This window comes from Acinetobacter sp. YH12156 (assembly GCF_013418235.1).
Classification (GTDB): Bacteria; Pseudomonadota; Gammaproteobacteria; order Pseudomonadales; family Moraxellaceae; genus Acinetobacter; species Acinetobacter pseudolwoffii.
The window spans coordinates 59,777-86,559 of sequence record NZ_VPCL01000004.1; the positions used below are offsets into that span (position 1 = coordinate 59,777).

The 26,783-nt window shown below is 44.6% G+C and carries 26 protein-coding genes; 17 read left to right on the plus strand and 9 right to left on the minus strand.

The window, feature by feature from the left end:
- Positions 1-56 precede the first annotated feature (56 nt).
- Positions 57-1,124, minus strand: a complete 1,068-nt coding sequence (locus tag FTU87_RS05810; protein ID WP_180096805.1) for an aldehyde reductase — start codon at positions 1,122-1,124, stop codon at positions 57-59.
- Positions 1,125-1,465: 341 nt separating this feature from the next.
- Between FTU87_RS05810 and bfr the strand changes: the two genes are divergently transcribed.
- The 7 genes from bfr to FTU87_RS05845 all read left to right on the plus strand — a co-directional run bounded on the left by bfr (position 1,466) and on the right by FTU87_RS05845 (position 11,913).
- Complete coding sequence (bfr, locus tag FTU87_RS05815) at positions 1,466-1,930, plus strand: bacterioferritin (protein WP_005095949.1); 465 nt, start codon at positions 1,466-1,468, stop codon at positions 1,928-1,930.
- A gap of 517 nt (positions 1,931-2,447) precedes the next feature.
- On the plus strand, positions 2,448-4,205 hold the full coding sequence (locus FTU87_RS05820) for an ABC transporter substrate-binding protein (RefSeq protein WP_180096806.1): 1,758 nt from the start codon (positions 2,448-2,450) through the stop codon (positions 4,203-4,205).
- A gap of 22 nt (positions 4,206-4,227) precedes the next feature.
- Positions 4,228-6,030, plus strand: coding sequence for an ABC transporter substrate-binding protein (locus FTU87_RS05825; protein ID WP_180096807.1), 1,803 nt, complete (start codon positions 4,228-4,230; stop codon positions 6,028-6,030).
- A 19-nt stretch (positions 6,031-6,049) separates the two neighbouring features.
- Entirely contained in the window at positions 6,050-8,056 is a 2,007-nt protein-coding gene (locus FTU87_RS05830) for a M3 family metallopeptidase (RefSeq protein WP_180000224.1), read from the plus strand.
- Positions 8,057-8,068: 12 nt separating this feature from the next.
- Positions 8,069-9,007, plus strand: a complete 939-nt coding sequence (locus tag FTU87_RS05835; protein WP_005172401.1) for an ABC transporter permease — start codon at positions 8,069-8,071, stop codon at positions 9,005-9,007.
- A gap of 7 nt (positions 9,008-9,014) precedes the next feature.
- The gene (locus FTU87_RS05840) at positions 9,015-10,166 is read left to right on the plus strand and encodes an ABC transporter permease (RefSeq protein WP_180096808.1); all 1,152 of its coding nucleotides are present in this window, start codon (positions 9,015-9,017) and stop codon (positions 10,164-10,166) included.
- 10 nt (positions 10,167-10,176) lie between these two features.
- Positions 10,177-11,913: an ABC transporter ATP-binding protein gene (locus FTU87_RS05845; protein ID WP_180096809.1), complete on the plus strand. Its 1,737-nt coding sequence runs from the start codon at positions 10,177-10,179 to the stop codon at positions 11,911-11,913.
- A gap of 54 nt (positions 11,914-11,967) precedes the next feature.
- Here the strand turns inward: FTU87_RS05845 and rluB are convergent, their stop codons facing one another.
- The 6 genes from rluB to FTU87_RS05875 all read right to left on the minus strand — a co-directional run bounded on the left by rluB (position 11,968) and on the right by FTU87_RS05875 (position 16,499).
- Positions 11,968-13,059 (minus strand): 23S rRNA pseudouridine(2605) synthase RluB, encoded by a 1,092-nt coding sequence (rluB, locus tag FTU87_RS05850; protein WP_074384125.1) that lies wholly within the window; start codon positions 13,057-13,059, stop codon positions 11,968-11,970.
- Between the two features lie 41 nt (positions 13,060-13,100).
- Positions 13,101-13,691, minus strand: coding sequence for an SMC-Scp complex subunit ScpB (gene scpB / locus FTU87_RS05855; protein WP_159516622.1), 591 nt, complete (start codon positions 13,689-13,691; stop codon positions 13,101-13,103).
- Positions 13,688-14,482 carry a ScpA family protein gene (locus FTU87_RS05860; protein WP_159516623.1) on the minus strand — a complete coding sequence of 265 codons (795 nt, stop codon included), beginning with the start codon at positions 14,480-14,482 and terminating at the stop codon, positions 13,688-13,690. Before FTU87_RS05860 ends, scpB begins: the two co-directional genes overlap by 4 nt.
- A gap of 323 nt (positions 14,483-14,805) precedes the next feature.
- On the minus strand, positions 14,806-15,090 hold the full coding sequence (locus FTU87_RS05865; protein ID WP_005095980.1) for a hypothetical protein: 285 nt from the start codon (positions 15,088-15,090) through the stop codon (positions 14,806-14,808).
- 41 nt (positions 15,091-15,131) lie between these two features.
- Positions 15,132-15,749 (minus strand): L-threonylcarbamoyladenylate synthase, encoded by a 618-nt coding sequence (locus FTU87_RS05870; protein ID WP_005095982.1) that lies wholly within the window; start codon positions 15,747-15,749, stop codon positions 15,132-15,134.
- 87 nt (positions 15,750-15,836) lie between these two features.
- On the minus strand, positions 15,837-16,499 hold the full coding sequence (locus tag FTU87_RS05875) for an elongation factor P hydroxylase (RefSeq protein WP_005095983.1): 663 nt from the start codon (positions 16,497-16,499) through the stop codon (positions 15,837-15,839).
- Between the two features lie 97 nt (positions 16,500-16,596).
- On the opposite strand from FTU87_RS05875, the gene FTU87_RS05880 reads away from it, so the two are divergent.
- From FTU87_RS05880 to lysM, 6 genes are all read left to right on the plus strand, one after another.
- A complete protein-coding gene (locus FTU87_RS05880; RefSeq protein ID WP_180096810.1) occupies positions 16,597-17,154 on the plus strand; it encodes a DUF177 domain-containing protein in 558 nt (185 codons plus the stop codon).
- A gap of 77 nt (positions 17,155-17,231) precedes the next feature.
- On the plus strand, positions 17,232-17,414 hold the full coding sequence (rpmF, locus tag FTU87_RS05885) for a 50S ribosomal protein L32 (protein ID WP_004279227.1): 183 nt from the start codon (positions 17,232-17,234) through the stop codon (positions 17,412-17,414).
- Positions 17,415-17,636: 222 nt separating this feature from the next.
- Complete coding sequence (gene fabD, locus FTU87_RS05890; RefSeq protein WP_005095987.1) at positions 17,637-18,623, plus strand: ACP S-malonyltransferase; 987 nt, start codon at positions 17,637-17,639, stop codon at positions 18,621-18,623.
- Positions 18,620-19,354, plus strand: coding sequence for a 3-oxoacyl-ACP reductase FabG (gene fabG / locus FTU87_RS05895; RefSeq protein ID WP_005095990.1), 735 nt, complete (start codon positions 18,620-18,622; stop codon positions 19,352-19,354). The genes fabD and fabG overlap by 4 nt, the downstream gene beginning before the upstream one ends.
- A gap of 83 nt (positions 19,355-19,437) precedes the next feature.
- Complete coding sequence (acpP, locus tag FTU87_RS05900) at positions 19,438-19,674, plus strand: acyl carrier protein (protein ID WP_004646101.1); 237 nt, start codon at positions 19,438-19,440, stop codon at positions 19,672-19,674.
- Between the two features lie 186 nt (positions 19,675-19,860).
- On the plus strand, positions 19,861-20,358 hold the full coding sequence (gene lysM / locus FTU87_RS05905; RefSeq protein ID WP_005095992.1) for a peptidoglycan-binding protein LysM: 498 nt from the start codon (positions 19,861-19,863) through the stop codon (positions 20,356-20,358).
- A 110-nt stretch (positions 20,359-20,468) separates the two neighbouring features.
- On the opposite strand, the gene FTU87_RS05910 is transcribed toward lysM, so the two are convergent.
- Positions 20,469-20,936 (minus strand): Lrp/AsnC ligand binding domain-containing protein, encoded by a 468-nt coding sequence (locus FTU87_RS05910; RefSeq protein WP_005095994.1) that lies wholly within the window; start codon positions 20,934-20,936, stop codon positions 20,469-20,471.
- A gap of 138 nt (positions 20,937-21,074) precedes the next feature.
- On the opposite strand from FTU87_RS05910, the gene FTU87_RS05915 reads away from it, so the two are divergent.
- From FTU87_RS05915 to FTU87_RS05930, 4 genes are all read left to right on the plus strand, one after another.
- Positions 21,075-22,334 (plus strand): D-amino acid dehydrogenase, encoded by a 1,260-nt coding sequence (locus FTU87_RS05915; RefSeq protein ID WP_005172382.1) that lies wholly within the window; start codon positions 21,075-21,077, stop codon positions 22,332-22,334.
- A 23-nt stretch (positions 22,335-22,357) separates the two neighbouring features.
- Complete coding sequence (gene alr / locus FTU87_RS05920) at positions 22,358-23,470, plus strand: alanine racemase (RefSeq protein WP_180096811.1); 1,113 nt, start codon at positions 22,358-22,360, stop codon at positions 23,468-23,470.
- A gap of 45 nt (positions 23,471-23,515) precedes the next feature.
- Positions 23,516-23,878 (plus strand): RidA family protein, encoded by a 363-nt coding sequence (locus FTU87_RS05925; protein WP_159138579.1) that lies wholly within the window; start codon positions 23,516-23,518, stop codon positions 23,876-23,878.
- A gap of 151 nt (positions 23,879-24,029) precedes the next feature.
- A complete protein-coding gene (locus tag FTU87_RS05930; protein WP_074384173.1) occupies positions 24,030-25,469 on the plus strand; it encodes an amino acid permease in 1,440 nt (479 codons plus the stop codon).
- A gap of 111 nt (positions 25,470-25,580) precedes the next feature.
- Here the strand turns inward: FTU87_RS05930 and FTU87_RS05935 are convergent, their stop codons facing one another.
- The gene (locus tag FTU87_RS05935; protein ID WP_074384130.1) at positions 25,581-26,705 is read right to left on the minus strand and encodes a hypothetical protein; all 1,125 of its coding nucleotides are present in this window, start codon (positions 26,703-26,705) and stop codon (positions 25,581-25,583) included.
- Positions 26,706-26,783 lie beyond the last annotated feature (78 nt).

Here is a 26,783-nt window from a genome sequence, read left to right on the forward strand (position 1 = left end):
TGACAGATACAATAAAAAAAATCGGTAACTGTCAGATCAGGTTTGAGCTAGTACGATTAAGGAATATATTTTTTGACTACGCCATCATCGAGTAATTGCTGGAAATGTTCGACCAGACTTTCTTGTACCGGACGATACTCAATGCCGAGCTCATCTTTACTTTTCTGGGCATTAAAGAAAATTGGATAACCCATATTCAGTTCCACAAACTTAGAGCTAAAGCCTGCCAATGGCCCAAACAGTTTAAAGGCCGCTTTTGGCAACTGATTGCGCGGGAAGGGGAACTTATTGCCAAAATTTTCTCGTAAAATCTGACCCATTTCCAGCAGGCTCAGGCTTTCACTACAAATAATATAACGCCCATGTGCTTCCGGTTTAAATGCAGCACGGAGATGTGCTTCAGCGACATCCTGCACATCGACCACACCATTCCACATGGGTGGAACACCGAGTAGCGTCATGCCATTGGCGAATTGCTGCAAGACCTCGACACTGCCAGACTGGGTGTTGGGGGTTAAGGATTGACCAAAGACCAGCGCTGGATTAATACAGACCAGCTTCCAGCGATCCTGTGCTTCTGCCATCTCCCAGGCTTTGCGCTCTGCCATGACTTTGGAATAAGGATAAGGCTGATGTGTGGCCGAACTGGTGCTATTCCAGTGTGATTCATCAAAACTGTTATTTTCAGTTTGCAGAATATCAACCGCATCGCCATAAGTGGAAGCAATACTCGACGTGACGATCACGCGTTTTACGGATTCTGTCTGATTGACACTATTCAATACATTTTCAGTGCCTAAAACCGCAGGTTCAATAATGTCTTTGACCGCATCTTTATAATTGGTCACTACAAAAGGCGAGGCCATATGAAACACAATTTCACAACCTTGCATGGCTGTATCAAAAGAGCCTGGACTTAATAGATTGGCCTGAAATAATTTGAGGGTACCTGGGCTATTTTCCGCAATTTTTTCTAGGTGAGTAAAGCTTTGAATTTTATTCAGATCGCGTACCGTGGCATGTACGCTATAGCCTTGCGTGAGTAATTTCTGGATGACCCAGCTGGCAATATAACCCGATGCACCGGTAACTAGAACCGGCGCTGTAGTGTATAGATGTGTCATAGTTAAACCATTGTTGTTTTAAATTTGTCTGCATCATAAGCGAAATTTATGCATTAAGTACGCCAATACGGTGATGTTTATACAAAAACTATTAATCTGACTGATCTTCATGAATATTTACAAATTTTAACCTGAACATTCTTTGGTGTATTTAGCTGTAGAGCCGAGCGCCGTAAAAATGCAAAGTATTGTTTTATAAATGGGATTTGATTCAGAACGAAGTGTAAATGCAAGTACTTCTCATTTTAATTATATAAAAATCAAATATTTAACATAGTTAAGCTTTGCAAATCTGAATGCTTTTCTCCATAATAGCAGCATAAAGGTAGGGAGTAATTCAAATGCGCGGTAATCCAGAAGTCGTAGATTATTTAAATATGTTGATCGGTGGCGAACTGGCTGCTCGTGACCAATACTTGATTCACTCTCGGATGTATGAAGATTGGGGTTTAACCAAAATCTTTGAACGTATCGACCACGAAATGCAGGAAGAAGCCCAGCATGCGGATGCGATTATCCGCCGTGTATTGTTCCTTGAAGGTACACCGAACATGCAACGCGATGACGTTGAGATTGGTGAAGATGTCGTGAGCTGCCTGAAAGCCGATCTGAAACTTGAATACCATGTGCGGGAAAAACTGGCACAAGGCATCAAGCTGTGCGAAGAAAAAGGTGACTATATCACCCGTGATATGCTGCGCCAGCAAATGTCAGATACTGAAGAAGACCATACCTACTGGTTAGAAAAACAGTTGCGTTTAATTGAACTGATTGGCTTGCAAAATTATATTCAATCACAGATGTAAAATCGGATTGAGAAAAAACCCAGCATATGCTGGGTTTTTTTATGGGATAAAAATTGAGGGCAATACTATTCTGGTTTCAGTTGGGACAATGTGGGGTTGATAAACATTGCACAAAGAATAGGATGATTGCATAAAGAGACATTTAGTGAGCAGTTGGTTATTATGAATTTCTGGGTTCTAAGATCAAGGCCATGTGAATTCTCTAAAAAAAAGCTTATTTATCTTTGTGTGAAGAGAAGACGAATCGGCGTTTTAAAGATAAAAATGACATAAAAGGTTCATTAAAAATATTTGGTTAGGCAGAATAAGGGCAAGTGCATAAAAATAAATTTTCTCGGTAGAAGTTGAAAAAATAGTTGTTTTTGAAGATATGAGATTTGCTTTGTCCAATTTAATTTCTCTATTCAGCTTTGATTCATAAATTGCAACAAATATAGGGCGTTAGGTTAAGAACTTCCTAGATCAATAAAACATTAAGATAAAAATAGGTATGACTTTGAAATCAGCAATGTTAAAGATGACCGTTTTAGCACTGACCATCGGATCGGGGGAGGCGGTCTTGGCAAAATCGCCTGCGCAGTCAGATAAAGTTTTAAATATTGCATTTGAAGCGCCTGATGACGGTTTTGATATGGTCAAGACCTATAATTTTTATAGTGGCAGTATTGCCGAAGCGATTTTTGAACCCTTATTACGCTACGACTATCTGGCACGACCCGCCACTTTAACCCCGAACACTGCGGAAGCCTTACCCAAGATCGAGCAGGAGGGCAAAGTCTATACCTTCAAGATTAAGCCTGGAATTTACTTTAGTGCTGATCCGGCATTTAAGGGCAAAAAACGTGAACTGGTTGTCGAGGACTATATTTACTCCATGAAGCGGGTGATGGATCCTAAAAATCATTCGCCGACCTTTTCGTTTATTGAGGGCAAAATTCTCGGTGCAGATGCTGCCATTCAGCAAGCCAAAAGTTCTGGTCAATTTAATTACGATGCGCCAATTGCAGGACTAAAGGCACTTGATCAATATACCTTGCAAATCACGCTCACGCGTTCCGACTTTAATTTCCCTTATATCATGGCCTATGTCACTTTTAGCGGTACCGCTAGAGAAGTCATTGAGCATTATGGCGCGCGTGCAGGTCAGCATCCAGTCGGGACAGGGCCCTATCAATTGCATAAATATGTGCCGCGTAGCCGGATTGAGTTAAAGGCCAATCCAGATTACCGGGGATTTAGCTGGAATTTTAAGGGTGAAAATACGGCCTGGGATCAACGTCTGGTGAAAGAAATGAGCGGCAAAAAAATGCCGCAAATTGGGATGGTCAAGGTCAGTATTATTGAAGAAGAACAATCGCGCTGGCTGGCGCTGAAATCGGGTCAACTGGATTATGACCGGCTCACTGCAAGCGGTGCCGAACAGGCCCTGGTCAATAAACAGCTCAAAAACGAATACAAGCAAAAAGGCATTTTACATTATCCAAATAAAGACGCAGAAATCACTTATACCATCATGAATATGCGCGATCCTGTGGTCGGTGGAAATTCACTAGAAAAAATCGCTCTGCGTCGGGCAATCGCCTTGTCTTATAACCAGAATGAAGCCATTAAACAGCTGTATAAGGGACATGCAGATAAAGCTGAAATGACCATTCCCGAAGGCGTGAATGGGCATAATCCAGCTTATAAAAATAGTATTGCCTATAATCCGCTCTTGGCCAACAAGCTGCTCGACCGTTTCGGTTATAAAAAAGGTGCAGATGGCTATCGGACTTTGCCTGATGGCACACCTTTGACACTGAAAATGAACTCGACCAGTTCCAGCTCTTCAGTGATTGCAGCGGAATTATGGAAAAAAAATCTGGATGCAGTTGGTCTACGTATTGAATTTAAAATCAGCAATTTCGCCGACAACCTGAAAGAAGCCACGCAATGTAAACATATGCTGTGGGGCGGTGCCTGGATTGCAGATTATCCGGAGGGTGAAAATTTTGCTCAACTCTTATATGGCCCAAATGCACAGCAGGGCAACCTGAGCTGCTATACCTCAAAAGCCTATGATGCCCTGTATCAGGCTGCTATGAAACTGCCACCAGATCAGCGTACGCCCTATTATGAAAAAATGAACCGGCAAATCGAAGCCGATAATCCCTGGATTTTACACAATACCCGGGTGCGTAACTGGCTGATCCATCCTCAGGTCAAAGGCTTTAAAGCACACCCAATCATGAATTCTGTTTGGCAATATCTGGATATTGAACCTGTTAAAAAATAACTTGAGAAGATTAAGAACCAGTATGAACGTAAATTCAAATACTTTAAAAAAACTGGCAAGTGGGGTTTTAGTTGCCAGTTTGATGATGGCAGGGGTTGCACCCACATGGGCCGTTAATCCTGCAGATCCTAACAAGGTGATTCGGGATGTTTTTCCGGTGGCAGAAACCGGATTTGATCCCGCCGCAACGCACGATGCCTATTCAGCCCGGGTTAATAGCGCGATTTTTGAAAACCTGTTTAGCTATGACTATCTGGCAACCCCAGCCAAGCTGATTCCTAATACCGCGGTTGCCATGCCAGAAGTCAGTGCAGATGGTCTCACTTATACCATCAAAATCAAAAAAGGCATTTACTTCGCCGATGATCCCGTTTTTAAAGGTCAGAAACGTGAACTGACGGCTTATGATTATGCCTATTCATTAAAACGTCTGATCGATCCCAACTTGCATTCACCAAATAGCTGGTTGCTGGATGGCCGGATTAAAGGGCTGGAAGCATGGGTCGCCTTAGGCAAAAAGAATGGCAAAGTCTATGAAAACCCCTTTGAAGGCATTCAAACGCCAGACCGTTATACCCTGATTCTGAAACTGACCCAACCGGATCAAAACTTTCCGATGTTACTGGCACATGGCCCAGCAGCTGCAGTTGCCCGTGAAGTTATTGAAAAGTACCGTAATAAAGCAGGCTTTGCGATGGACAAACCAGTCGGTACAGGCCCTTATTTATTGTCACGCTGGACTCCGGGTTCACGCATTATTTTAAAAGCCAGTCCGAACTACCGGAGTTTTGTCTGGAATTTTAAAGCCAGTAGCAGCGAAGACCAGCCTATTGTGGATGCATTGCAAGGCAAAAAAATGCCGCAAATTGGTACGATTGATATCCGGGTCATTGAAGAAGCCCAGTCACGCTGGTTGGCCTTTAATAAAAATGAACTGGACATGACTGAAATCGACGGCGACATGGTGGTTCAGGCGCTTGAAAATGGGCTACTCAAACCTTCCTTAAAACAAAAAGGGGTTCAGTTATCTAGGATTACCGATCCGCTGATTGGCTACCATTACTGGAATATGCAGAATCCTGTGGTTGGTGGGTTCAGCAAGGAAAAAATTGCGCTACGTCGTGCCATGGCCATGGCTTACTCTACCGACAATATGATCAGTGTCTTGCTCAAGGGCGATGCCAATAAGTTACAGATGCCGGTACCACCCGGGGTGGTTGGTTATTCACCGGATTATAAAAGCAGTATTCCCTATTCGGTCAAGGCGGCCAATATGCTGCTTGACCGTTATCAATACAAAGTCGGGGCCGATGACTGGCGCAGACAACCCGATGGTAAGCCTTTAGAGATTGAACTGATTGTCGGTAATACCAGTCGTGGTCAGCAACAGGCAGAATTCTGGAAAAAAGCCCTGGACAATATTCAGATCAAGATGGTCAGTAAAGCCATGCCATTTGCCGAGGCGATCAAGCTGGAAAAACAGTGTAAGACCATGTTTAAAAGCTCGGCATGGATTGCAGACTATCCGGATGCCGACAATTTTATGCAGCTTTTTTATGGCAAAAATGTCAATGTCACCAACAATGCCTGCTTCAAACATCCTGAATTTGACCGCCTGTATGAGCAAACCCAAAGTATGCCAGCCAGTCCTGAACGTGATGCAATCTATCGCAAAATGTCCCGGATTCTGGAAGTGAATATGCCGGTACTGATGCTATATAGCACCTATCGTAATGTCTTGTCGCAACCCCGGGTCATTGGTTATAAAAACCATCCGATTCTGTCTTCAGAGTGGATGTACATCGATATTGATAGCAAAAAGTAAGAAAAATCTGGAGATAAATATGAAATCGAAGTCTTTAAAATTAAGTAGCTTATGTTTAGTCATAATGGGGGGGTATCAGGGGGTAGCGGCACAGACTCAAGCGCAGCTGCTGCCATTATTTAAGGCAGCAGAGATTCCATCTTTATGTGATGCCAATCTGGCCAGCATGCAAAAAGATATTCAGATATTTGAAAATCAGAAAATTAAAAATAAGGCCAAGGCAGGGCCTTATCTGGCTGAATGGGATGAATTGCATGCCAAAGCCCGGGATTTTGGTGCAGCAGTCGGATTGTATAGTAATGTCGATCCAGACCCTGCATTGCGTCAGGCAGCAGATGACTGTGAGCTGAAAATCAGCAAGTACCAGACCACGCTGTACCAGAATCCGAAACTGTATGCCCAGTTCAAGAAACTGAAGGCCAGCGATCCGATTGATCAAAAATTCTTGCAAGATATTCTGGAGCAGTTTGAAAAAACCGGGGTACAACTCAGTACAGAAAAACAAAAGCGCCTGAAAGACATCATCGAAGAATCGACCAAGCTGTCTCAGGATTTCGCCAAAAATGTACGTGATAATCCGCATAAAGTCGAATTTACCCCAGCAGAAATGAAAGGTCTGCCAGACAGCTATATGGCGGGGTTAAAGAAAAATGAAAAAGGCAATTATCTGCTTGGCTTTGACTATCCGGAATACCAGCCATTTATGGAGCTGGCAGAAAGTGATGAAGCACGCAAACGCTACCAGACAGCTTATACCCGCCGTGGGACAGAGCAAAACCTGCAATTTATGAAAAAAGCCATTGATCTGCGTTATGAGATGGCTCAACTTTTTGATAAAGAAAGCTATGCACATTCAGCCCTTGAATTTCGTATGGCAAAAACCCCTGAAGCGGTGAATTCTTTTCTAGAGGATGTATATAGCAAAGTTGCACCTTTAGAGAAGCAAGATGTAGAGGAGTTACGCCAGTTCAAAGCCGAGACTTTAAAAGTTCCACGAGAGAAAGCAGATATTACTCGCTGGAATCAGGGCTATTGGAGTGAAAAACTGCGTCAGGCCAAATATAAGGTCGATCAGGAAAAACTGCGCGATTACTTCCCGACCGAAGCAGCACAAAAATGGTTATTTGCTGTGTCATCAGAACTGTACGGGATTGATTTCAGGCCGATGAAAGTCAAGGCCTGGCACAATGAAGTGGAATATTATGCGGTACATGACACTGCCTCAGGTGAATTCTTGGGCGGATTATATGTCGATAAATACCCCCGTGAAGGGAAATATGGACATGCGGCCGTCTGGGGCGCCTATGGTGGCAGTACCCTGAATCAGCGTCGTCCGGTGTCGGTACTGGTCACCAACTTCAACCGCAAAGGTTTGAACAGCAAGGAGCTGGAAACCTTTGTGCATGAAATGGGGCATGCCTTACACGGGATTTTATCGAAAACCCGCTATTCCGAACAGTCTGGTACATCGGTAGAGCGTGACTTGGTGGAAGCACCTTCACAGATGTATGAAGAGTGGGCACGCCGTCTGGAAACCTTATCAAAAGTGGCCGATTATTGTGAACCGGCTTGTCCACGTGTCGATGCTGCCATGACTGAGCGTCTCAAAGACGTAAAAAACTATGGTCGCGGTCTGCATTATGCGCGTCAGACTTTATATGCGCAGTACGATATGGCCTTACACAGTAAAGATGCCCTCAAGACCGACCCATTAAAATTATGGCAAGAGATGGAAAGCAAAACTGCCTTGGGTTATGTACCCGGTCAGCAGTTCCCGGGACAGTTCGGGCATGTGATGGGCGGCTATCAGGCAGGTTATTACAGCTATATGTGGTCCGAGGTGATTGCGCTGGATATGCTCTCTGCCTTTGGCGATCAGTTGATGGATAAAAAAGTCGGTGCGCATTATCGCAATACGGTCTTGGCACAAGGCGGACAAAAACATGGCGAGCAGATGGTGAAAGACTTTCTGGGTCGTGATCCGGACAGCAAAGCTTTCTTTAATGAAATCTCTGGAAAAAATTAAGGAAGGCAAGCGATGCTGGCATATATTATTCGACGGCTCTGGCAAATGATCCCCACCATGCTCGGGGTGATTTTGCTGATCTTCCTGCTGTTTAACTGGGTGGGGGGCGATCCTGCCTATATCCTCGCCGGTAAAATGGCCAATGCAGAACAGATTGAAAACATCCGGCAACAGCTTGGCGTGGATCAACCGTATTATGTGCAACTGTGGATTTTCATCAAGCAGATTTTAACCTTCGATTATGGGGTGAGCTGGAGTACCGGCGAGTCAGTGGCGCAAATTATTAGTACGCGTCTGGGACCCTCACTGACCATTCTGATTCCACTGACCATTTTGCAAACCATTATTTCCATCATTTTAGCCTTGGGTGTGGCGTCAGTTCGCGGCAGTCTGACCGATCGCATGATCATGATGCTGTGTACCATCGGTATGTCGATCAGTATTCTGGTCTATATCATTGTGTTTCAGTACTTCCTCGCTTATGAGCTGAGCTGGTTTCCGGTGCAGGGCTGGAGTGATAATTTCGCCGACAATCTTTTCAAATACGCCTTGCTGCCTGTGCTGATTATGCTGGTGGTGAGTATTGCCCCGACGCTACGCCTGTACCGCAGTTTTGTGCTGGACGAAGTCAATCAGGATTATGTACGTACCGCGCGGGCCAAAGGTCTGGGTGAAAGCCGGATTCTGGGCGTGCATGTACTACGAAATGCCTCGATTCCAATTATTACCGATGTGATGGCGGGACTTCCGGCTCTACTAATTGGCGCCTTCCTGATTGAACGTTTTTTTGGTATTCCGGGGATTGGCCGTGAAGTGATTATTGCCGTAGAGCGTTCCGATTTTCCGGTAATTAAAGCGATTACGGTCTATGTTGCCGCTGCGACCATGATATTCAACCTGATAGCCGATCTAATCTATAAATGGGTTGATCCACGCGTACAGTTGAAGTAGGTGAATTATGCTGAGTGCGATATTTAAAAAAGAGCAAGATGCTCAAGCGATGCCTGAGTCTACTTCAACCGGATTGTGGCAACTGGCCATGCGCCGTTTGAAGCGTGACCGGATAGCCATGTTTTCCTTGTTGGTGGTGCTGTTTTATCTGCTGCTGCTTGTACTTTCCATTAGCGGTTTTATTGCCAAGGACTGGAATAAAGAAGTGGCGGTCAGTTATGCACCGCCAAGTTTTATCAATGCAGCGCCGGTGCCGGCTGTTTCCGGTGAAGAACAGGAAGCAGAATCGGTCGTTTTACCGGTCAATCCAGTCGATCCTTTAAAAGAGGTGATTGCAGAACTCAATGCTGAAATTGCTGCAGAGCAAAGTATGGGGGGCAGCATCGATTATTATGGTGTAACAGATCCGCTGGCAGAAGACATGCACGTCATTAACCAGCAGCTCGGTGGTCAGCTGATGGATCAGGACAGCGAATTAAAACAGAGTCTGATCTTTGGTGCGGATAAATGGGGACAGGATGTTTTACAGAAAACCATTAAAGGTGCGGAAACCTCGATTCTGGTCGGACTGGTTGCGGCTTTGGTCGCTGTGATCATTGGCACCGTACTTGGTGCACTTGCCGGTTATTTTGGTGGCTGGGTCGATGATCTCCTTAACTGGTTTTATAATGTCTTTACTTCAATTCCTTATTTACTGCTGGTTCTGGCAATTGCTGCGGTGTTACAACAGAAAGGGATTTTATCAATCATCCTGATTTTAGGTCTGACCGGCTGGACTGGGGTTTTTCGTCTGGTTCGTGCCGAGTACATGAAACATACGGCGCGTGAATATGTACTGGCTGCCAAGGCGATTGGGGTGAGTAATTTACGGCGTATATTTGTACATATTTTTCCGAATGTCAGTCATATTGCCTTGGTACAAATGTCCATTCTGGTGGTGGCTTTTATCAAATCTGAAGTGATTCTCAGCTTCCTCGGTTTTGGCGTGCCAATCGGAGTAGTGTCTTGGGGAAGCATGCTGAATGAAGCGCAAAGCGAGCTGATTTTAGGGAAATGGTGGCAACTGGCCGCAGCCTCGATTGCCATGGCAATACTGGTGACGGCTTTCTCGATGTTTACCGATGCACTCCGTGATGCATTAGATCCGAAACTGAAATAGGAGCGCAACCATGTCTGAAATCAATCCAAGTACAGCACCTGCGTTACTTCGCGTGGAAAATTTGCGTGTCAGTTTTAAAGGTGAAAATAAACAATATATCGAAACCGTGAAAGGGGTTTCTTTTGACATTCCTGCCAATACAACTGTGGCGCTTGTGGGAGAATCTGGCAGTGGCAAGTCGGTTACTTCACTGGCGACCATGGGCTTGCTCCCGACGGAAAGCGCGCGTATTTCCGAAGACAGCCGGATTATCTTTGAAGGGAAAAATCTGCTTAAGCTCAAAACCCGTGACATGCGCCAGATGTGTGGTAAAGACATTGCCATGATTTTTCAGGAGCCGATGTCCTCGCTCAATCCGGTATTTACGGTAGGCATGCAGATTGCAGAAATCCTGCAACTCCATTTGGGTATGAATAAAAAACAGGCGCGGCAACGTACTTTAGAACTGCTCAAAGAAGTGGGTATTCCTGCACCTGAAACTAAAATCGATGCCTATCCGGGACAGCTTTCGGGGGGGCAGCAGCAGCGGGTCATGATTGCCATGGCGATTGCCTGTGAACCCAAGCTGTTAATTGCGGATGAACCGACCACTGCCCTGGATGTCACCATTCAAAAGCAGATTCTGGACTTGCTGGAATCTCTGCGTCAGCGCCGTCAGATGTCGATGCTGTTCATTACTCATGATCTGGCTTTGGTGGGGGAAATTGCCGATCAGGTGATTGTGATGCGACATGGTGAAATTCGTGAACAGGGTTTGGTTCAGGACGTACTGGATCGACCTCAGGATATGTATACCCGGGCTTTATTGCATTGCCGTCCACAATTGTCGCAACGTCCGTTACGTTTGCCGATGATCAGTGATTTTATGAAACAGGATGGTTCAACCTGGCTGGACGATATCCACCTGAATACTCAACTTCCGCAACGCTCACGCGGACTCAAGGGCGGAGAAGAAATTATTCTGGATGTACGTGATCTGAAAAAATCTTTTTATAGCCGCAAAGGTCTGTTTGGCAAAGATGAATTTCAGGCGGTGAAAGGGGTTTCTTTTCAGCTGGCCAAAGGTAAAACCTTGGGGCTGGTCGGAGAATCCGGTTCGGGCAAAACCACCATTGGCTTGCTATTGATGCGTTTGCAACAGGCAACAGGCGGTAAAGCGCTATTTCAGGGGCGGGACATTTTGGCCATGTCTGAAAAGGAATTTAACCAGTATCAACGTAAAATCCAGATCATTTTCCAGAATCCTTATGCCTCTTTAAATCCGCGTTTTACCGTGGGGCAAATCCTGATGGAACCAATGCAGATTCATAAAATTGGTCAGGATGATACAGAACGCAAGCAAATGGCTTTGGACCTGTTGGAGCGGGTCAGCTTGCCTGTTCAGGCTTTTTATCGCTATCCGCATGAATTTTCCGGTGGTCAGCGTCAGCGAATTGCGATCGCGCGTTGCCTGACTTTAAAACCTGAAATTTTAATCTGTGATGAATCGGTCTCGGCACTGGATGTTTCAGTACAGGCGCAGGTCTTGAATTTACTGCAAGATTTGCAGGATGAATTTGGACTCAGTTATATTTTCATTTCACATGATTTATCGGTGGTGAAGTATATTTCAGATCAGATCATGGTGATGAATCATGGGGAACTGGTGGAAATTGCCAATTCAGATGAATTGTATCAGTCACCACAGCATGAATATACCAAGCGTTTACTCAGTGCCATTCCACAAGGGATTCCACAAAGTGCCTGATACATAATGCATAAAAAAGTCAGGCAATTGCCTGACTTTTTTTGTTTATATCAATTAAAACTTTTTAAAGCCTTTATTGACACCGTATGGACGACGTGGCGCATTTTCATCACGCTCTTCACGGCGACCAAAAGCTTGATCTGGACGAGTTTCGCGGCGAGGAAATTGAGTATTGCCATCACGGTTGTCACGACGAACGAACTGCGTACCATTTTGGTTTTCATTTCTGTCACGACGACCATAGGCATTGTCATCACGACGCTCGCGGCCAGGGTTATTCTGTGGTTGTTGTTCATCACTGTCACGACGTTGCTGACGCAAGAAACCGCCACGGCGTGCAGCCATCGGTTTATCCTGCATACGCTCGTTACGACGTTTCGCCATACCAAACAGGCCTGTACCTTGACGTGGTTTCAGTTCCACAGCTTTGGTCAGGTTGTCGATATCGTTTTTATCCAGTTCAATCCAGCGACCGGTACGCAGTTCGCGTGGCAGAATCACAGTACCGTAGCGGGTACGCAGCAGACGGCTCACTTTCAGACCTTGTGATTCGAAGATACGACGTACTTCACGGTTACGCCCTTCTTTTACTACGACCTGGAACCAACGGTTAATACCATCACCGCCGAGTTCAGAGAACGATTCGAATTTTGCTGGGCCGTCATCTAATACCACGCCTTTAAGCATGGTGTTTTTGATTTGTGGTGTCACTTCACCCATGACACGAACTGCGTATTCACGTTCGATTTCATTGGATGGATGCATCAAGCGGTTGGCAAGTTCGCCATCATTGGTGAACAGTAACAGACCGGTCGAGTTAATATCCAGACGGCCGACCATCACCCAGCGATCGCCCGGAATCGCAGGTAACTGTTCAAACACGGTCGGGCGGTTTTCAGGATCGCTACGTGAGCAGATCTCGCCTTCAGGCTTATAATAGATAATCACACGACGACGAATTTCGTCTTCAATCTGAAATGCAACTTTACGACCATCGATGCGAAGCTCATCACCTGGTTCGATTCGTTCACCCACTTGGGCAATTTGCCCATTGACGCTTACACGACCTGCGGCAATGACTTCTTCCATATAACGGCGAGAACCCAAACCAACGCGTGCAAGCACCTTTTGCAATTTTTCACTCATGACAGCATAACCTTAGAAATAATTATCAACAGTTCACCTATTTATGACTTCGGTGCATTTGCATCGAGGGCCATAAAAGCTTCCTTGGCATCCTGCAGGGGAGGCAATTGGCCTAAAGAATTCAAGCCAAACGCATTTAAAAATTGTGGCGTTGTCATTAACAACGCAGGTCTTCCAGGGAGTTCACGAAATCCGGATTCTTTAATCCAGTTCCAGTCAAACAGCGTACGCAAAATCTGACTGTTATTCGTCACACCACGAATTTGTTCAATATCGGCTCGGGTCACCGGCTGGTGATAAGCAATCACTGCAAGTGTTTCAAGTAAGGCCGGCGACAAGCGAGTTGGTCGCTCAGGCCAGGTCTGTGCAATAATATTACGATATTTTGCACGCACTTGAAAACGATAACCTTGTGCTGTTTCAATCAGTTCAATCGAACGGCCATGCATTAACATGGAAAGTTGTTGTAAATACTGACGTAATTCCTGTTTGCTATAGCGATCCTGAAAAGCCTCTTTCAGACGCGCCAGTGAAACCGCAGAGTCGCTGGCGAAAATAATCGCCTCAAGCTGCATCAACACCTCATGCAGATTATCTTCTGCAGAAAACAGTGTATTTGGCTCTAGTGTCATTGACTGGCTCCTTGAACTGCGAGCGGGGCTTCAATACCTGTAGCAATAATCTGAATTCTTTGTTGCCGGGTCAGCTCCAGCACTGCCATAAAGGTCACCACCATGCCCATGCGTCCCTGACTCGGTTTGAGTAAATCGGCAAAAGATAAGACTTCGCCAGATTCCAGACAGCTTTCAATATAGGCAATCCGTTCTTCGAGCAGTACCGGTTCCTGTTGCACCTGATGAATCACCGGTTCAGGACGGTTAAAAACACACAACAAGGCATCACGCAGTAAATCGATTGAATAGCCTTCATTATTCTGCTGAACGTCGCCCAGACTGACATGGGTCAGGAATGTATCACGTTCCAGAATAGGCATTTGCCCCAGACGTTCTGCTGCCTGTTTAATTCTTAAATAATTTTCTAAACGGTCGATCAGTTCTTGTTTTGGATCTTGCTCAATCGCAGACAGGCTTTTCGGTTTAGGCAATAACAGACGCGATTTGAGATCTGCCAATAAAGCAGCCATCACCATATAATCTGCGGTCAGCTCAATATTCAGGGATTTCATTGCATCCATATAGGATAAATATTGCGCTGCAATCGGCGCGATATCGACTTGCAACAGGTCAAAACCATTTTTTTGAATCAGGTAAATTAAAAAGTCGAGTGGGCCTTCAAAATGTTCTAACAAGATTTCAAATGCGGCGGGAGGAATATACAGATCCTCTGGAATAGTATCCTGCCATTCATCCAGAACCCGAATGTGCGGAGCAGATTCCATTGTGTTATGGATAATTTGAGTCATTACAATTATAGGCCACGCGAATTTTCAAAGGCATGCAAAGGCTTGATCTTCGGTATCTCATCGAAAGAAAAAGCATAGAATTAAGTGCCGTCATTGTACTGGAAAAGTAACTCTAAATAAATTAAATAAGGAGTCAAAGGCATAAAAACTTGAAAAAATAATGGAATTTATTTGCAATTTAAAAGAAGGCCCCAAAAAAACAGCCAGATAAGCGGGGGCAAAGAGTCAATGTGTTACGGGTGGAAGCTATGACCATATCCATGTTTTAGTATCTGTTTTAGTATCCTGCGATATGATTAATACCTATCTGAGTGCTAAGAACTTCAGCGCGGTGAGGAAGGATATTCACTCAGTGCAAACTCAATCATACGTTGGCAAGTCTCTGCCAGGCATAGGTTCTGGCTTGAATAGATCTGTAATAGCTGTCGAAGCAAAGCCAAATTCATGAAAAACTGATATTCAGTAGCATCAATGTTTAGAGTGGGACTGGGCGAAGGATATGCTTCGATCATGATGGCCCTGGATTGAAGTGTCCAAGGCAGTTCTGCATAGATACAATATTGGGCAGAGAATTCATGCTGATTCAGCAGGATATAAAATAAATCCATAGACTGACTCCTGCAGTCGGCTGGAAATAAGATGGCATTCTTTATTCAAATGCGCTGACATCACCCACGCCACGACGAATAATTTCTGGATGATCACCAGATAAATCAATAATCGAGGTGGTGCTTAATGTACCTAAACCGCTATCGATAAACACATCAATGCGTTTGCCCAATTGCATTTCAATCTCAAAAGGATCATCCAGCGGATCGGTCTGGTCCGGCAAAATCAGGGTAGAGGTCAAGAGAGGCTCACCCAGTTCTTTGAGCAGCATCTGACACACCGGATTGCTCGGAATGCGCAGGCCAATGGTTTTCTTTTTGGGATGCATCAAGCGTTTCGGCACTTCACTGGTGGCCGGTAAAATAAAAGTGGTGACTGCTGGTGTATTGTTTTTGAGTAAGCGATACATGGCATTGTCCACTTTGGCATAGGTGGCAATATCGGATAAATCACAGCACAAAATTGCATATTGATGTTTTGGGCCAAGTCCGCGAATCTGCGCAATGCGTTCCATGGCACTTTTATTCCCAATCTGGCAACCAATCGCATAGGCAGCATCCGTGGGATAGACCACCACATCGCCAGCACGGATTCGTTCTACCGCCTGACTGATTAAGCGCGGTTGCGGGTTATCGGGGTGTACGCGTAAATGCAGCATAGAGGCTACTCCAAGCTTGGGCTGATGGCTTATTATGTGGCGCTCAGGCAGCGTCTGGCAATCACCAAAAAGGTAGATTTGTGTAATTTAATCAAGCATTTCACGTATAAATTCATCAGATTGTAAACTTTTGCCACCTCTGCTACAGGCACAGATACATTGAATAAAGCGTTGTGCATCCCGTGGCAATTTTGCCTCACCACGAAAATAAGCCTGCACTTGTGCATAGACATGATCTTTAAAGCGGGTTCCGTCACCGCCGTCACCAGTCAGGTTATCCAGCGACACCCGAAATTTACGCCCAAAGGCCTGGGCAAACATCCACTCGATTGCCTGCGGTTTAATTTCTACCTGTTCGAATAAGGCTTGTTGTTCGGCTGTACGCCCATCCGGGGCATACCAGTAACCAAGATCCGGAAGTTCCCGGCGTTTATCCCCGGCAATTGTCCAATGGCTGATTTCATGCAAGGCACTATTAAAGAATCCATGTGCAAACTGAATCCGGGCAGGAGTATCGGCATCGGCAGGAAAATATTCAGGTTCAAATTCGCCACGGACTAAAGTCACATTTAAATGGGAAAACCAGTGATTAAAGTGTAAGATGAGCCAGTCCACCTGCTGCGCTTCTGACGATAAATTCGTCCATGGCGAGAGTTGCACTTGTTGTGTTGAACTGTCAGAATCAAGGCTTGGAATTGTGCTAACGAGTGATGAAACATTCACTTCTGTTTGCGGCTGCAACAGATGCATGACTTGAGTTACCCAAATGGTCTGTCGAAATAAGTACAAAATTGTATCTTAATCTTTGACAGAGTACTGATGAATTTGTAGAATTGCCGCCTTAATTATGTCAGCAAATACCTTTCCGGCACAGATTGAGCCGTTTAAATGGGCTGAACAGGGCTTTAAATGGTCAGGTCAACTGCCTTTATCCCGCTTTGTTCGTATCGCTCGTGAAGCTGTTGGATCAATTGATGATCAATTGATTAACATAGACTGTAAGCTATCAATGGATGCCTATCATCGTATTGCATGGCTAGATGGTCACGTTGAAACAAAAGTTCCTATGGAATGCCAGCGTTGTCTGGAAGCTGTAGAGATTGAACTGGTTTCATCGTTCCATTTGGCACTTGTGGATGATGAGTCACTGATAGAGCGCTTGGATGAGGATGCTGATTTCATCGTCCTAGGTGAAAGTGAAGCAACGACCAAAGGTGACTATGATGCACCTGCGACCGCTGATTTGCTCGCGCTGATAGAAGATGAACTGTTATTGTTGGTGCCGTTGTCGCCTAAACATGAGTTTTGCGAACATAAGCATCAGCCTGCCATAGAAGAAGTTGTCGAAGAAAAACGAGATAATCCGTTTGATGTTTTGGCAGCTCTGAAGGGTAAACTTAACTAATTTTTGTGTTATACTCTTGTGTATAAGACAATCGAATTTGTTCTGATCCATTTTTTCGATCTTTGTAAGGAGCCATCATGGCCGTTCAGCAAAACCGTAAAAGTCGCTCTCGCCGTGACATGCGCCGTTCACATGACGCTTTAACCGAGAATGCATTAACTGTAGACCAAGCTACTGGCGAGACTCACCGTCGTCACCACGTATCTAAAGATGGTATCTACCGTGGTCGTCAATTATTCGCTAAAGCATCTGCTGAATAATTGATGATGTATTAAGCGTCAAGCTTAGTAGAAAAAATGGGAGCATTTAGCTCCCTTTTTTTTGTCCTTGATTTTTGCTTGCATCGGTTTTTTGTTGTATTTGGCAATTACCGCCAGCAAAATTACATGCTAAATTGCGCTCCACAATGATTTAGGTGGCTTTATTGGCCAGTCTTCTTGCTACAACTGAAGATGACACCTCTTGAATGAAAGGATTTTATTATGTCTGCGACACAACTCGAACAAGCAGCACAAGCGACGAAAACTGCATTTGTATTTCCGGGTCAAGGCTCACAAAAAGCCGGCATGCTGGCTGAACTTGCAGAGCAGTTTTCTGCTATTCGTGAGACATTTGCAGAAGCCTCTGAAGCTGTCGGCTTCGATCTGTGGCAGATTGCGCAAACTGGCGAAAACTTAAATCAAACTGAATTTACCCAGCCGGTATTGCTGACTGCAAGTATTGCCTTATGGCGTGTGTGGCTGGAATCTGGCGGTGTGGCACCGAAATATCTGGCAGGCCATTCACTGGGTGAGTACAGCGCGCTGGTGGCAGCGGGTAGCCTAAGCCTGGGTGATGCAGTCAAACTGGTCAACCTGCGCGGTAAACTGATGCAGACGGCTGTACCTCAGGGTGTCGGTGCAATGGCTGCTATTTTAGGTCTGGATGATGCCAAAGTGATTGAGCTGTGTGCACAGGCAACTGCAGCAGGTGAAGGTTCTGTTGAAGCGGCAAACTACAATGCCCAAGGGCAGGTTGTGGTTGCAGGCAATAAAGATCGCGTTGAAGCAGTGATGGCACTGGCCAAAGAAAATAGCGCTAAGGCGATTGCATTGCCGGTATCGGTTCCATCGCATTGTTCACTGATGAAACCTGCGGCAGAACAGTTTGCGCCTGCATTGGAACAAACCGCCATTGAGCTGCCATGCATTCCTGTATTACAAAATGTAGGCGCTGAAGCTGCGGCTGATGTCCCTGCATTGCGTCAGGCTTTAACAGCGCAACTTTATGAATCAGTACAATGGACCAAAACCCTGCAATTCCTTCAAGATGAAGGCATTCAGTACATCGTTGAATGTGGTCCGGGCAATGTATTGAGTAACTTGGCGAAACGCCTACCGAATATCGAAAAAGCACTTCCACTGGATAGCAAATCTCGTCTGGAAGATGCATTGAACACCGTATTGACGGCAGAAGGGAAAATTGCATGACACAGGAACCGAAAGTTGCCTTAGTAACAGGTGCAAGTCGTGGTATTGGTGCTGCGATCGCACAACAGTTGATTCAGGATGGTTATTTTGTCGTGGGTACTGCGACCTCTGAAGCGGGCGCTGAAAAATTATCAGCACAGTTTGCTGAAAATGGTGCGGGCAAAGTTTTAGATGTACGTGATGGTGCTGCGATTGATGCACTGGTGACGGAGATCGAACAGAACTATGGTCCAGTGCTGGCGTTGGTTAATAATGCCGGTATTACCAAAGACAACTTATTGCTTCGCATGTCTGAAGATGACTGGGATGATATTTTAAATATTCACCTGAAAGCCGTTTACCGTCTGTCTAAACGTGTGCTGAAAGGCATGACCAAGGCACGTTTCGGACGCATCATCAACATCAGCTCTGTGGTGGCACACTTTGCCAACCCGGGGCAGGCCAACTATTCTGCTGCCAAAGCCGGAATTGAAGCCTTTAGTCGTAGTTTAGCCAAAGAGATGGGTAGCCGTCAGATTACGGTTAACTCGGTCGCACCAGGCTTTATTGCAACTGAAATGACGGAACAGTTAAGCGAAGAAATTCGTAAAAAAATGACTGAGCAAGTGGCGTTAAACCGTTTGGGTAACCCACAAGATATCGCAAATGCTGTAAGTTTCCTGGCTTCAGACAAAGCCAGTTACATTACTGGTACAGTTATGCATGTAAATGGGGGCTTATACATGAGCTAAGCTCAAGTATAAACTTTCCAAATTTTTTAGATTCAATTAAACTAACGGCATTAAAAACGCCACAAGCAATGAGGAGAATTCCTGTGAGCGATATCGAACAACGTGTTAAGCAAGCAGTTGCAGAACAACTTGGTATCAAAATCGAAGAGATTAAAAACGAAGCGTCTTTCATGGATGACTTAGGTGCAGATTCTCTAGATCTAGTTGAACTGGTTATGTCTTTCGAAAATGATTTCGACATCACGATTCCTGATGAAGATTCTAACGAAATCACAACTGTTCAATCTGCAATTGACTATGTTTCTAAGAAACTGGGTTAATCGCCGATTTCAGCTTTGCTGAGCATAAAGACCACCCTCTCGGTGGTTTTTTTGTGTCTGCTTTTCACCTAAATGGAAATTTTACAATCGATTACCTTTCTGTCACCAATGACTAACTATGCCTTGGCTATTTTCATTATAAAAAATAAGAGTGATATGACATTAACGACAAGAATGGAGTTCCATATGGGTCTTTTTGATTTTGTAAAAGGTATCGGTAAGAAAAATACAGCTGCCGCAGAGCCGCAGGCCGCACCAGCAAATACTACTCCAGCCGCAGCAGCACAGCCCGCAGAGCCTTCTGCCCAAGAAGTCGCAAATAAATTACTTGGTCATGTAAAAGGTCTGGGTCTTCCGATCACTGGTTTATCCATCAGTTATAATTCAACCTCGGATCTGGCCACGGTCAGAGGTCAGGTGCAAAGTCAGGCCGATCGTGAAAAAATTATTCTGGCGGTGGGGAATATTGATCATGTGGCCAAAGTGGATGATCAGCTTACGGTCAGCAGCCCTGAACCGGAAAGCAAATTCTATACGGTAAAATCGGGGGATAGCTTGTCAAAAATCTCGAAAGAATTTTATGGTGATGCCAATCAGTACAATAAGATCTTTGAGGCCAATCGCCCATTGCTCAAAGATGCTGATGATATTTTCCCGGGACAGGTATTGCGTATTCCGGCCTGATTTTTAAGTCGAAAATAAATATCTAAATATCTTGTTCACCATAATGCCCCATTTGGGGCATTATTTTTTTGGAAACAGCTTGAGCGCTGAATGTTGAAAGATAAAAATAATTACCCGCCAAGATCCAGATAGAGACTTTCTTTTACTTCCTCCATGACCACATAACTATGTGAGGAAGCAGAAGCAGGTAATTTTTTTAGCAAATCGCCTAACAGACGCCGATAGGCACTCATCTCTTTGAGACGTGCCTTGACCAGATAATCAAAGTCACCGGAAATCAAATGACATTCCAGTACTTCTGGAATTTCGGTCAGATTCCGCGCCACCTGATCAAATACATCACCCGATTTGGCAGAAAGCTTAATCTCCAGAAAGACCAGCAAATTGCGTTCTAGCAGTTCCGGATTTAAGCGCGCGTAATAACCCATGATAATGCCTTCGCGCTCCAGCCGTTTTACCCGTTCTGAACAGGGTGTGGTTGACAGGTTCACACGTGCTGCCAGCTCACTAATGGCAATCCGGCCATCGCGTTGCAAGATATCCAGAATCATGCGATCAATGCGGTCTAATTTACGCATCAATATTTCCCTCTTTTTTTTAATTCTGCCCGAAAAAAATGTTTATTTCACTAAATATATCGTCTCAATATAGTTAAATTCACTATTGATCCAAAAATATACTAGTTAAATCAACTAGAAAAATTTGAGGGTAGTAAGATGCGCGTTTTGGTCTTAGGCAGTGGTGTAATCGGTGTGGCGAGTGCCTACTATCTGGCGCAGCAGGGTGCGGAAGTTACAGTGCTCGACCGTCAAACCGGGCCGGCTGAAGAAACCAGTTTTGGCAATGCCGGACAAATTTCTCCGGGCTATTCGACGCCATGGGCAGCACCAGGCATTCCATTTAAAGCAGTGAAATGGATGTTCCAGCATCATGCACCTTTAGCCATTAATTTAGATGGCAGTATGTGGCAGTTGAACTGGATGGCACAAATGCTGAAAAACTGTAATCCAGCCAGCTATGCGATTAACAAAGAACGTATGACCCGTGTGGCTGAATATAGCCGTGACTGTTTACGTGAATTGCGTAAAGAAACCGGGATCAGTTATGAACACCGTTCTAAAGGTACTTTGCAAGTCTTTCGTAACGAAGCGCAATTAGAGATGGTGCAACGTGATATTGCGGTATTGCGAGAATGCGGCGTACCGCATGAATTGTTGTTGGGCGCTGATCTGGCCAAAGTTGAGCCAGCCCTGGCGCATGCCCAGGATAAACTGGTGGGCGGCTTGCATTTACCCAATGATGAGACAGGCGACTGTTATTTATTTACCAATGCCTTAGCCAATGTTGCCAAAGAATTGGGCGTGCAGTTTAAATTTAACCAAAATGTTGAGCGTTTGGTGATTGAAGGCGATGAAATTAAGGGGGTGGTGGTCAATGGTGAAGTGCTGACGGCTGATAAATATGTATTGGCATTCGGTAGTTATTCGCGTGATTTCTTAAAACCTTTGAATCTGGATTTGCCGGTTTATCCAGTCAAAGGCTATTCACTGACCATTCCAATTGTTGATGCCAACTTTGCACCACAATCTACGGTGCTGGATGAAACCTATAAAATTGCCATTACGCGTTTTGACCAGCGGATCCGTGTTGGCGGCATGGCCGAACTAAGTGGATTTAACCACAATTTGAAAGACAATCGCCGTGCCACTCTGGAAATGGTTACTCAGGAATTGTTCCCAGGCGGGGATCTGGCAGAAGCGAGTTTCTGGACCGGTTTACGTCCAATGACCCCAGACAGTACCCCGATTATTGGTGTAACGCGTTTTAAAAATCTGTTCCTGAATACTGGACATGGCACCCTGGGTTGGACCATGGCCTGTGGTTCGGGCAAGTTAATCAGTGACATGGTGTTGAATCATAAAACCGAAATCAGCACTGAAGGACTTTCACTCGGACGTTATTCACACGCGGCCTAAATTGCTGTTTCAAGGAAGAAGCTATGCCACGCCCAATTCAAGCTGTAGTGCACTTAGATGCATTGCAGCATAACCTGAAGATCGCCAAAGCCGCAGCGCCCAGTGCCGAAGTCTATGCTGTGGTTAAAGCCAATGCCTATGGTCATGGTATTGAGCGAGTCTATTCAGTATTTCAATCAGCCGATGGTTTTGCCTTGCTGGATTTGGCTGAAGCGCAGCGTCTGCGTGCGCTCGGTTGGCAGGGCAAAATTTTACTGCTCGAAGGAATTTTTGCTGTAGACGATTTAGACGTCTGTGCTGCATTAGATTTAAGTTTTAGTCTACATAGCCAGCATCAAATCACCTGGTTAACGCAGTTTCAGCAGATCAATCCAGACGCAAAATTTGATGTGTACTTAAAACTTAACAGCGGTATGAACCGTTTGGGTTTTCAGGCCCACGAATATACGGATATTTTTAAGCAAGTCCAGGCACTGGGCAATGTGCGCTCAATTAGCCATATGACGCATTTTTCCGATGCAGATGGTCAGCGCTTTGGCCAGAACGGCATTGATTATCAATATTCAATGTTCACGCAAATCATTGAACCCTTAGCAGGGAAAACTTCTGTCAGTAATAGTGCAGCCATCCTGCGCCATCATCACCATATTCAATCCGACATTGTGCGTAGTGGCATCATGCTGTATGGCAGTTCGCCTGACTATCCTGACCATACTATTGATGACTGGAATTTGCAGCCCGGCATGAGCCTGCGCAGTGAAATCATTGCGATTCAGTATATTCAGGCTGATGAAAGTGTGGGTTATGGTTCTAACTTCGTTGCGGAGCAGGCGATGCGCATTGGTGTAGTGGCGTGTGGATATGCCGATGGGTATCAGCGCATTTCAGCCACAGGTACACCAGTTCTGGTGGATTCAGTGCGAACTCAAGTTCTTGGTCGGGTCAGTATGGATATGCTTACCGTCGATCTGACCGCTGTCCCTCAGGCGACTGTGGGGAGTGAAGTGGTGCTTTGGGGGAAATCTTCGCAAGGTGAAATTTTATCAATTGATGAGGTCGCGGCCGGTTCAGGAACCGTAGGCTATGAATTGATGTGTGCGATTACGGCTCGTGTACCGGTTCGGATCGAAAGCTAAAACTAAATATTGACCAAATAACGGAAGAAATTGAGAGGACATATGATGATGGAACACACCGATATCCAGCGTATTAACAGCAATCAGGTCATGAGTGCTGTCACCATTCACAACCAGACCGTGTATTTATCAGGGCAGGTGCCGGATAGCACCCGTCAGGATATTAGCGGTCAAACGCAGGAAGTGCTGACGAAAATTGATCAGCTGCTCAAGCTGGCAGGAACAGACAAAAGCCGACTGCTGTCGGCACAACTATTTGTGAAAAATCTGGAAGATTTTCAAACCGTGAACCAGATCTGGATTCACTGGTTGCAAGGACAGGGAACTCCGGCACGTGCCACCATTCAGGCAGATCTGGTCAATCCTGACTGGCTGATTGAAATTGCAGTGATTGCAGCACAGGCTTGAGTTGTTTTGATTTTTATATCTCCCAACTTAATTTTGTAAGGACATTAGATCCGGTCATTTAGCTTTTTAAATGGAACTTCATCTGCATTCAGGATTTCAGGAAGAAATCCGATCAGATGGGCAAGGGTCTGATGCAAAAAAGGAACTAAACATGAATACAACATCCGCTAAAGATGACGCAGCGCCGTCGCAACATGAGCTACAACGCAAGCTCTCCAATCGGCATCTGCAGTTAATTGCCATTGGTGGTGCAATTGGTACCGGTTTATTTATGGGATCGGGTAAAACTATCTCTTTGGCCGGCCCTTCAATTTTATTTATTTATATGATTATTGGCTTTATGTTTTTTTTCCTGATGCGCGCATTGGGTGAGATATTGTTGGCTAATTTACATTACAAATCATTTATTGATATGGCGCGCGACCTCATAGGTCCGGGCGCGGCCTATTATATTGGCTGGTCTTATTGGCTCGGTTGGGTTCTGGTCGGGATTGCCGATTTAGCAGCGATTATTAATTATCTAAGTTTCTGGTTGCCTGAGGGTGTGGCCTTTACCCCCATCGGGCAGGCATTGATCAGTGTCGGCTGTGTATTGCTGGTTCTGGGTTTGAACTTGCTGACGGTCAAACTGTTTGGTGAAATTGAATTCTGGTTTGCCCTGATTAAGATTTTAGCCATTTTAGGCCTGATCTTTATTGGCGGCTTTATGGTGTTGAACCAGTTTCAGGCACCAGATGGCAGTACTGCAAGCTTTAGCCATGTCTGGTCGGGTGGTATGTTCCCCAAAGGTGCGGATGGCTTCCTGGCAGGCTTCCAGATTGCCTTATTCGCCTTTGTGGGTGTGGAATTGCTCGGTACGATGGCAGCTGAAACCAAAGATCCTGAGAAAAATTTACCCAAAGCCGTCAATGCAATTCCAACGCGTATTATCTTGTTCTATGTGTTGTCATTGTTTGTAGTGATGTCAGTGACTCCATGGGCTAAAATTCCTGCGGATCAAAGTCCTTTTGTCAGCTTATTCATGCATGCCGGTATTGGTGCGGCGGCGATCATCATGAATCTGGTGGTCTTGTCATCCGTCATGTCTTCCATGAATAGTGGTGTATTCTCCACCAGTCGTATGCTTTTCGGATTGGCGCGTGGTCAACAGGCACCTGCCGCTTTGGCGCATCTATCGAAACGTTCTGTACCAGCCAAGGGTTTAATGTTCTCATGTGCCTTTATTATGGCTGGTGCAGCTTTGCAGTACTTCGTGCCCAATACCTTGGAAGCTTTTACTTTAGCGACGTCACTGTGCGTGATTTTGTTTATTAGTATTTGGAGCTTAATTATGGTGTGTTATTTACGCTACCGTAAATTACGCCCTGAACAGCATGCCAACTCCACCTTTAAAATGCCGGGCGGGGTATGGATGAGCTATATCGTACTAACTTTTCTGGCTTTCGCTCTGGTCATTTTAAGTTTGGAGCCAGATACATTCAATGCATTAAAAATCAGTCCATTATGGTTGATTATTTTGGCAGTAACTTATTATGTACTGTATCGGCCGCGTGTCGCAGCCGCGAGAAAAGCGGCATTAGAAACACAATGAAATAGCTCAAAAAAATCCCCGCCTGATCGGGGATTTTTTTATTGTAAGCAGAATAATTTGTGAATCATCCTTCCTCTATTTTCTAAAAAAGCCAAATCATCATTCAGATAATTAAAGTTGAGGAACACAGCGCTGATAAAATTTACTTTGATTGGATGTATATTCGAAATAAATTAAACAGGTATAAATACATAGAATAAATAATGCAACCCTTGCTACTGGCGAAACAAACAAAGATGATAAAAGGATGATGAGCAAACACGGGATTATCCATACCAATACACGTTTCTTTTTTTGTTTTACAACGACTTGAATTTCCTGATTTGACATTGGTTTAGTCTGATTTTTCCACAATTCGATTTTTATTGGCTCATTGCTAAACTTAAGTTGTCGGTATTCACTATAAGCGGGCTGTAAGGCATCATGCTTCATAAAAAAATCCGAATATGAGGCAAAAATATAATTTTCGATCTGCTCTAAACTTGGTGATGCTGTGCTAACACTAAAATCCTGATTCAAATCTTGAAAGACAAGCTGAAAATTTCCAGCGTATTCATTGCGGATAAAATGAATCGATAACATGGATTCTGGATAAAAATAACTTGGGTGCAGTAGATAATTTTCATGCCGTTGCCACAGTAGGTGTTTGTGGAAATTATGGGTGAAAATTGGCAATTCGTCAGGGTTGGGATGATAAGCACGTATTTGTAAAATAAGAGCTAAATCAGGTGTAAGGCACACTTCAACTGATTGACCTACAAGTTGTTCAGGTTTAACTTCTATGGGTTGTAAAATTAAGAAATCGGGATAGCGAATATTAAAAGTCTTTTTATGGGTTTCATTTTTTAAATCATAAAATTTAAGTTCAATATTAAGCTGCTTTAATTTGGGATCATATTTTGAAACTTTGGTGATCTTGCCAAATGTCTTGAGGTATTGGTCGGAATATTGTTTTCGTGTTTTTCGAGCATATAGCCATAGATACAAACCCTCTATTTCATTTAATGTAAACAGCCCAAGAAAAAGTACAGAAATAGTCAGTTGTGGATTATTAGAATTCCATACAAGATAAATCGCGCCAATAGCAAAAATCCAATGAAAGCGAGCTTTTATTTTTTGATGAAGCTTAAGCTTTGGGCCATGCAATTTTTTAAAGTTTTTCACAGCATCTGAATATAATTTTTGAGCTTCAGGTGTTGAGGCTGTTTTAATTTCTGCGGATGGAAAGTTCTGCATAATTGACCTTTTATTTTTCATGATCTTGTTTTTGTGTTAGCTAAAGGAAAGAATCCGTTCAGAAATATCCAGATTACT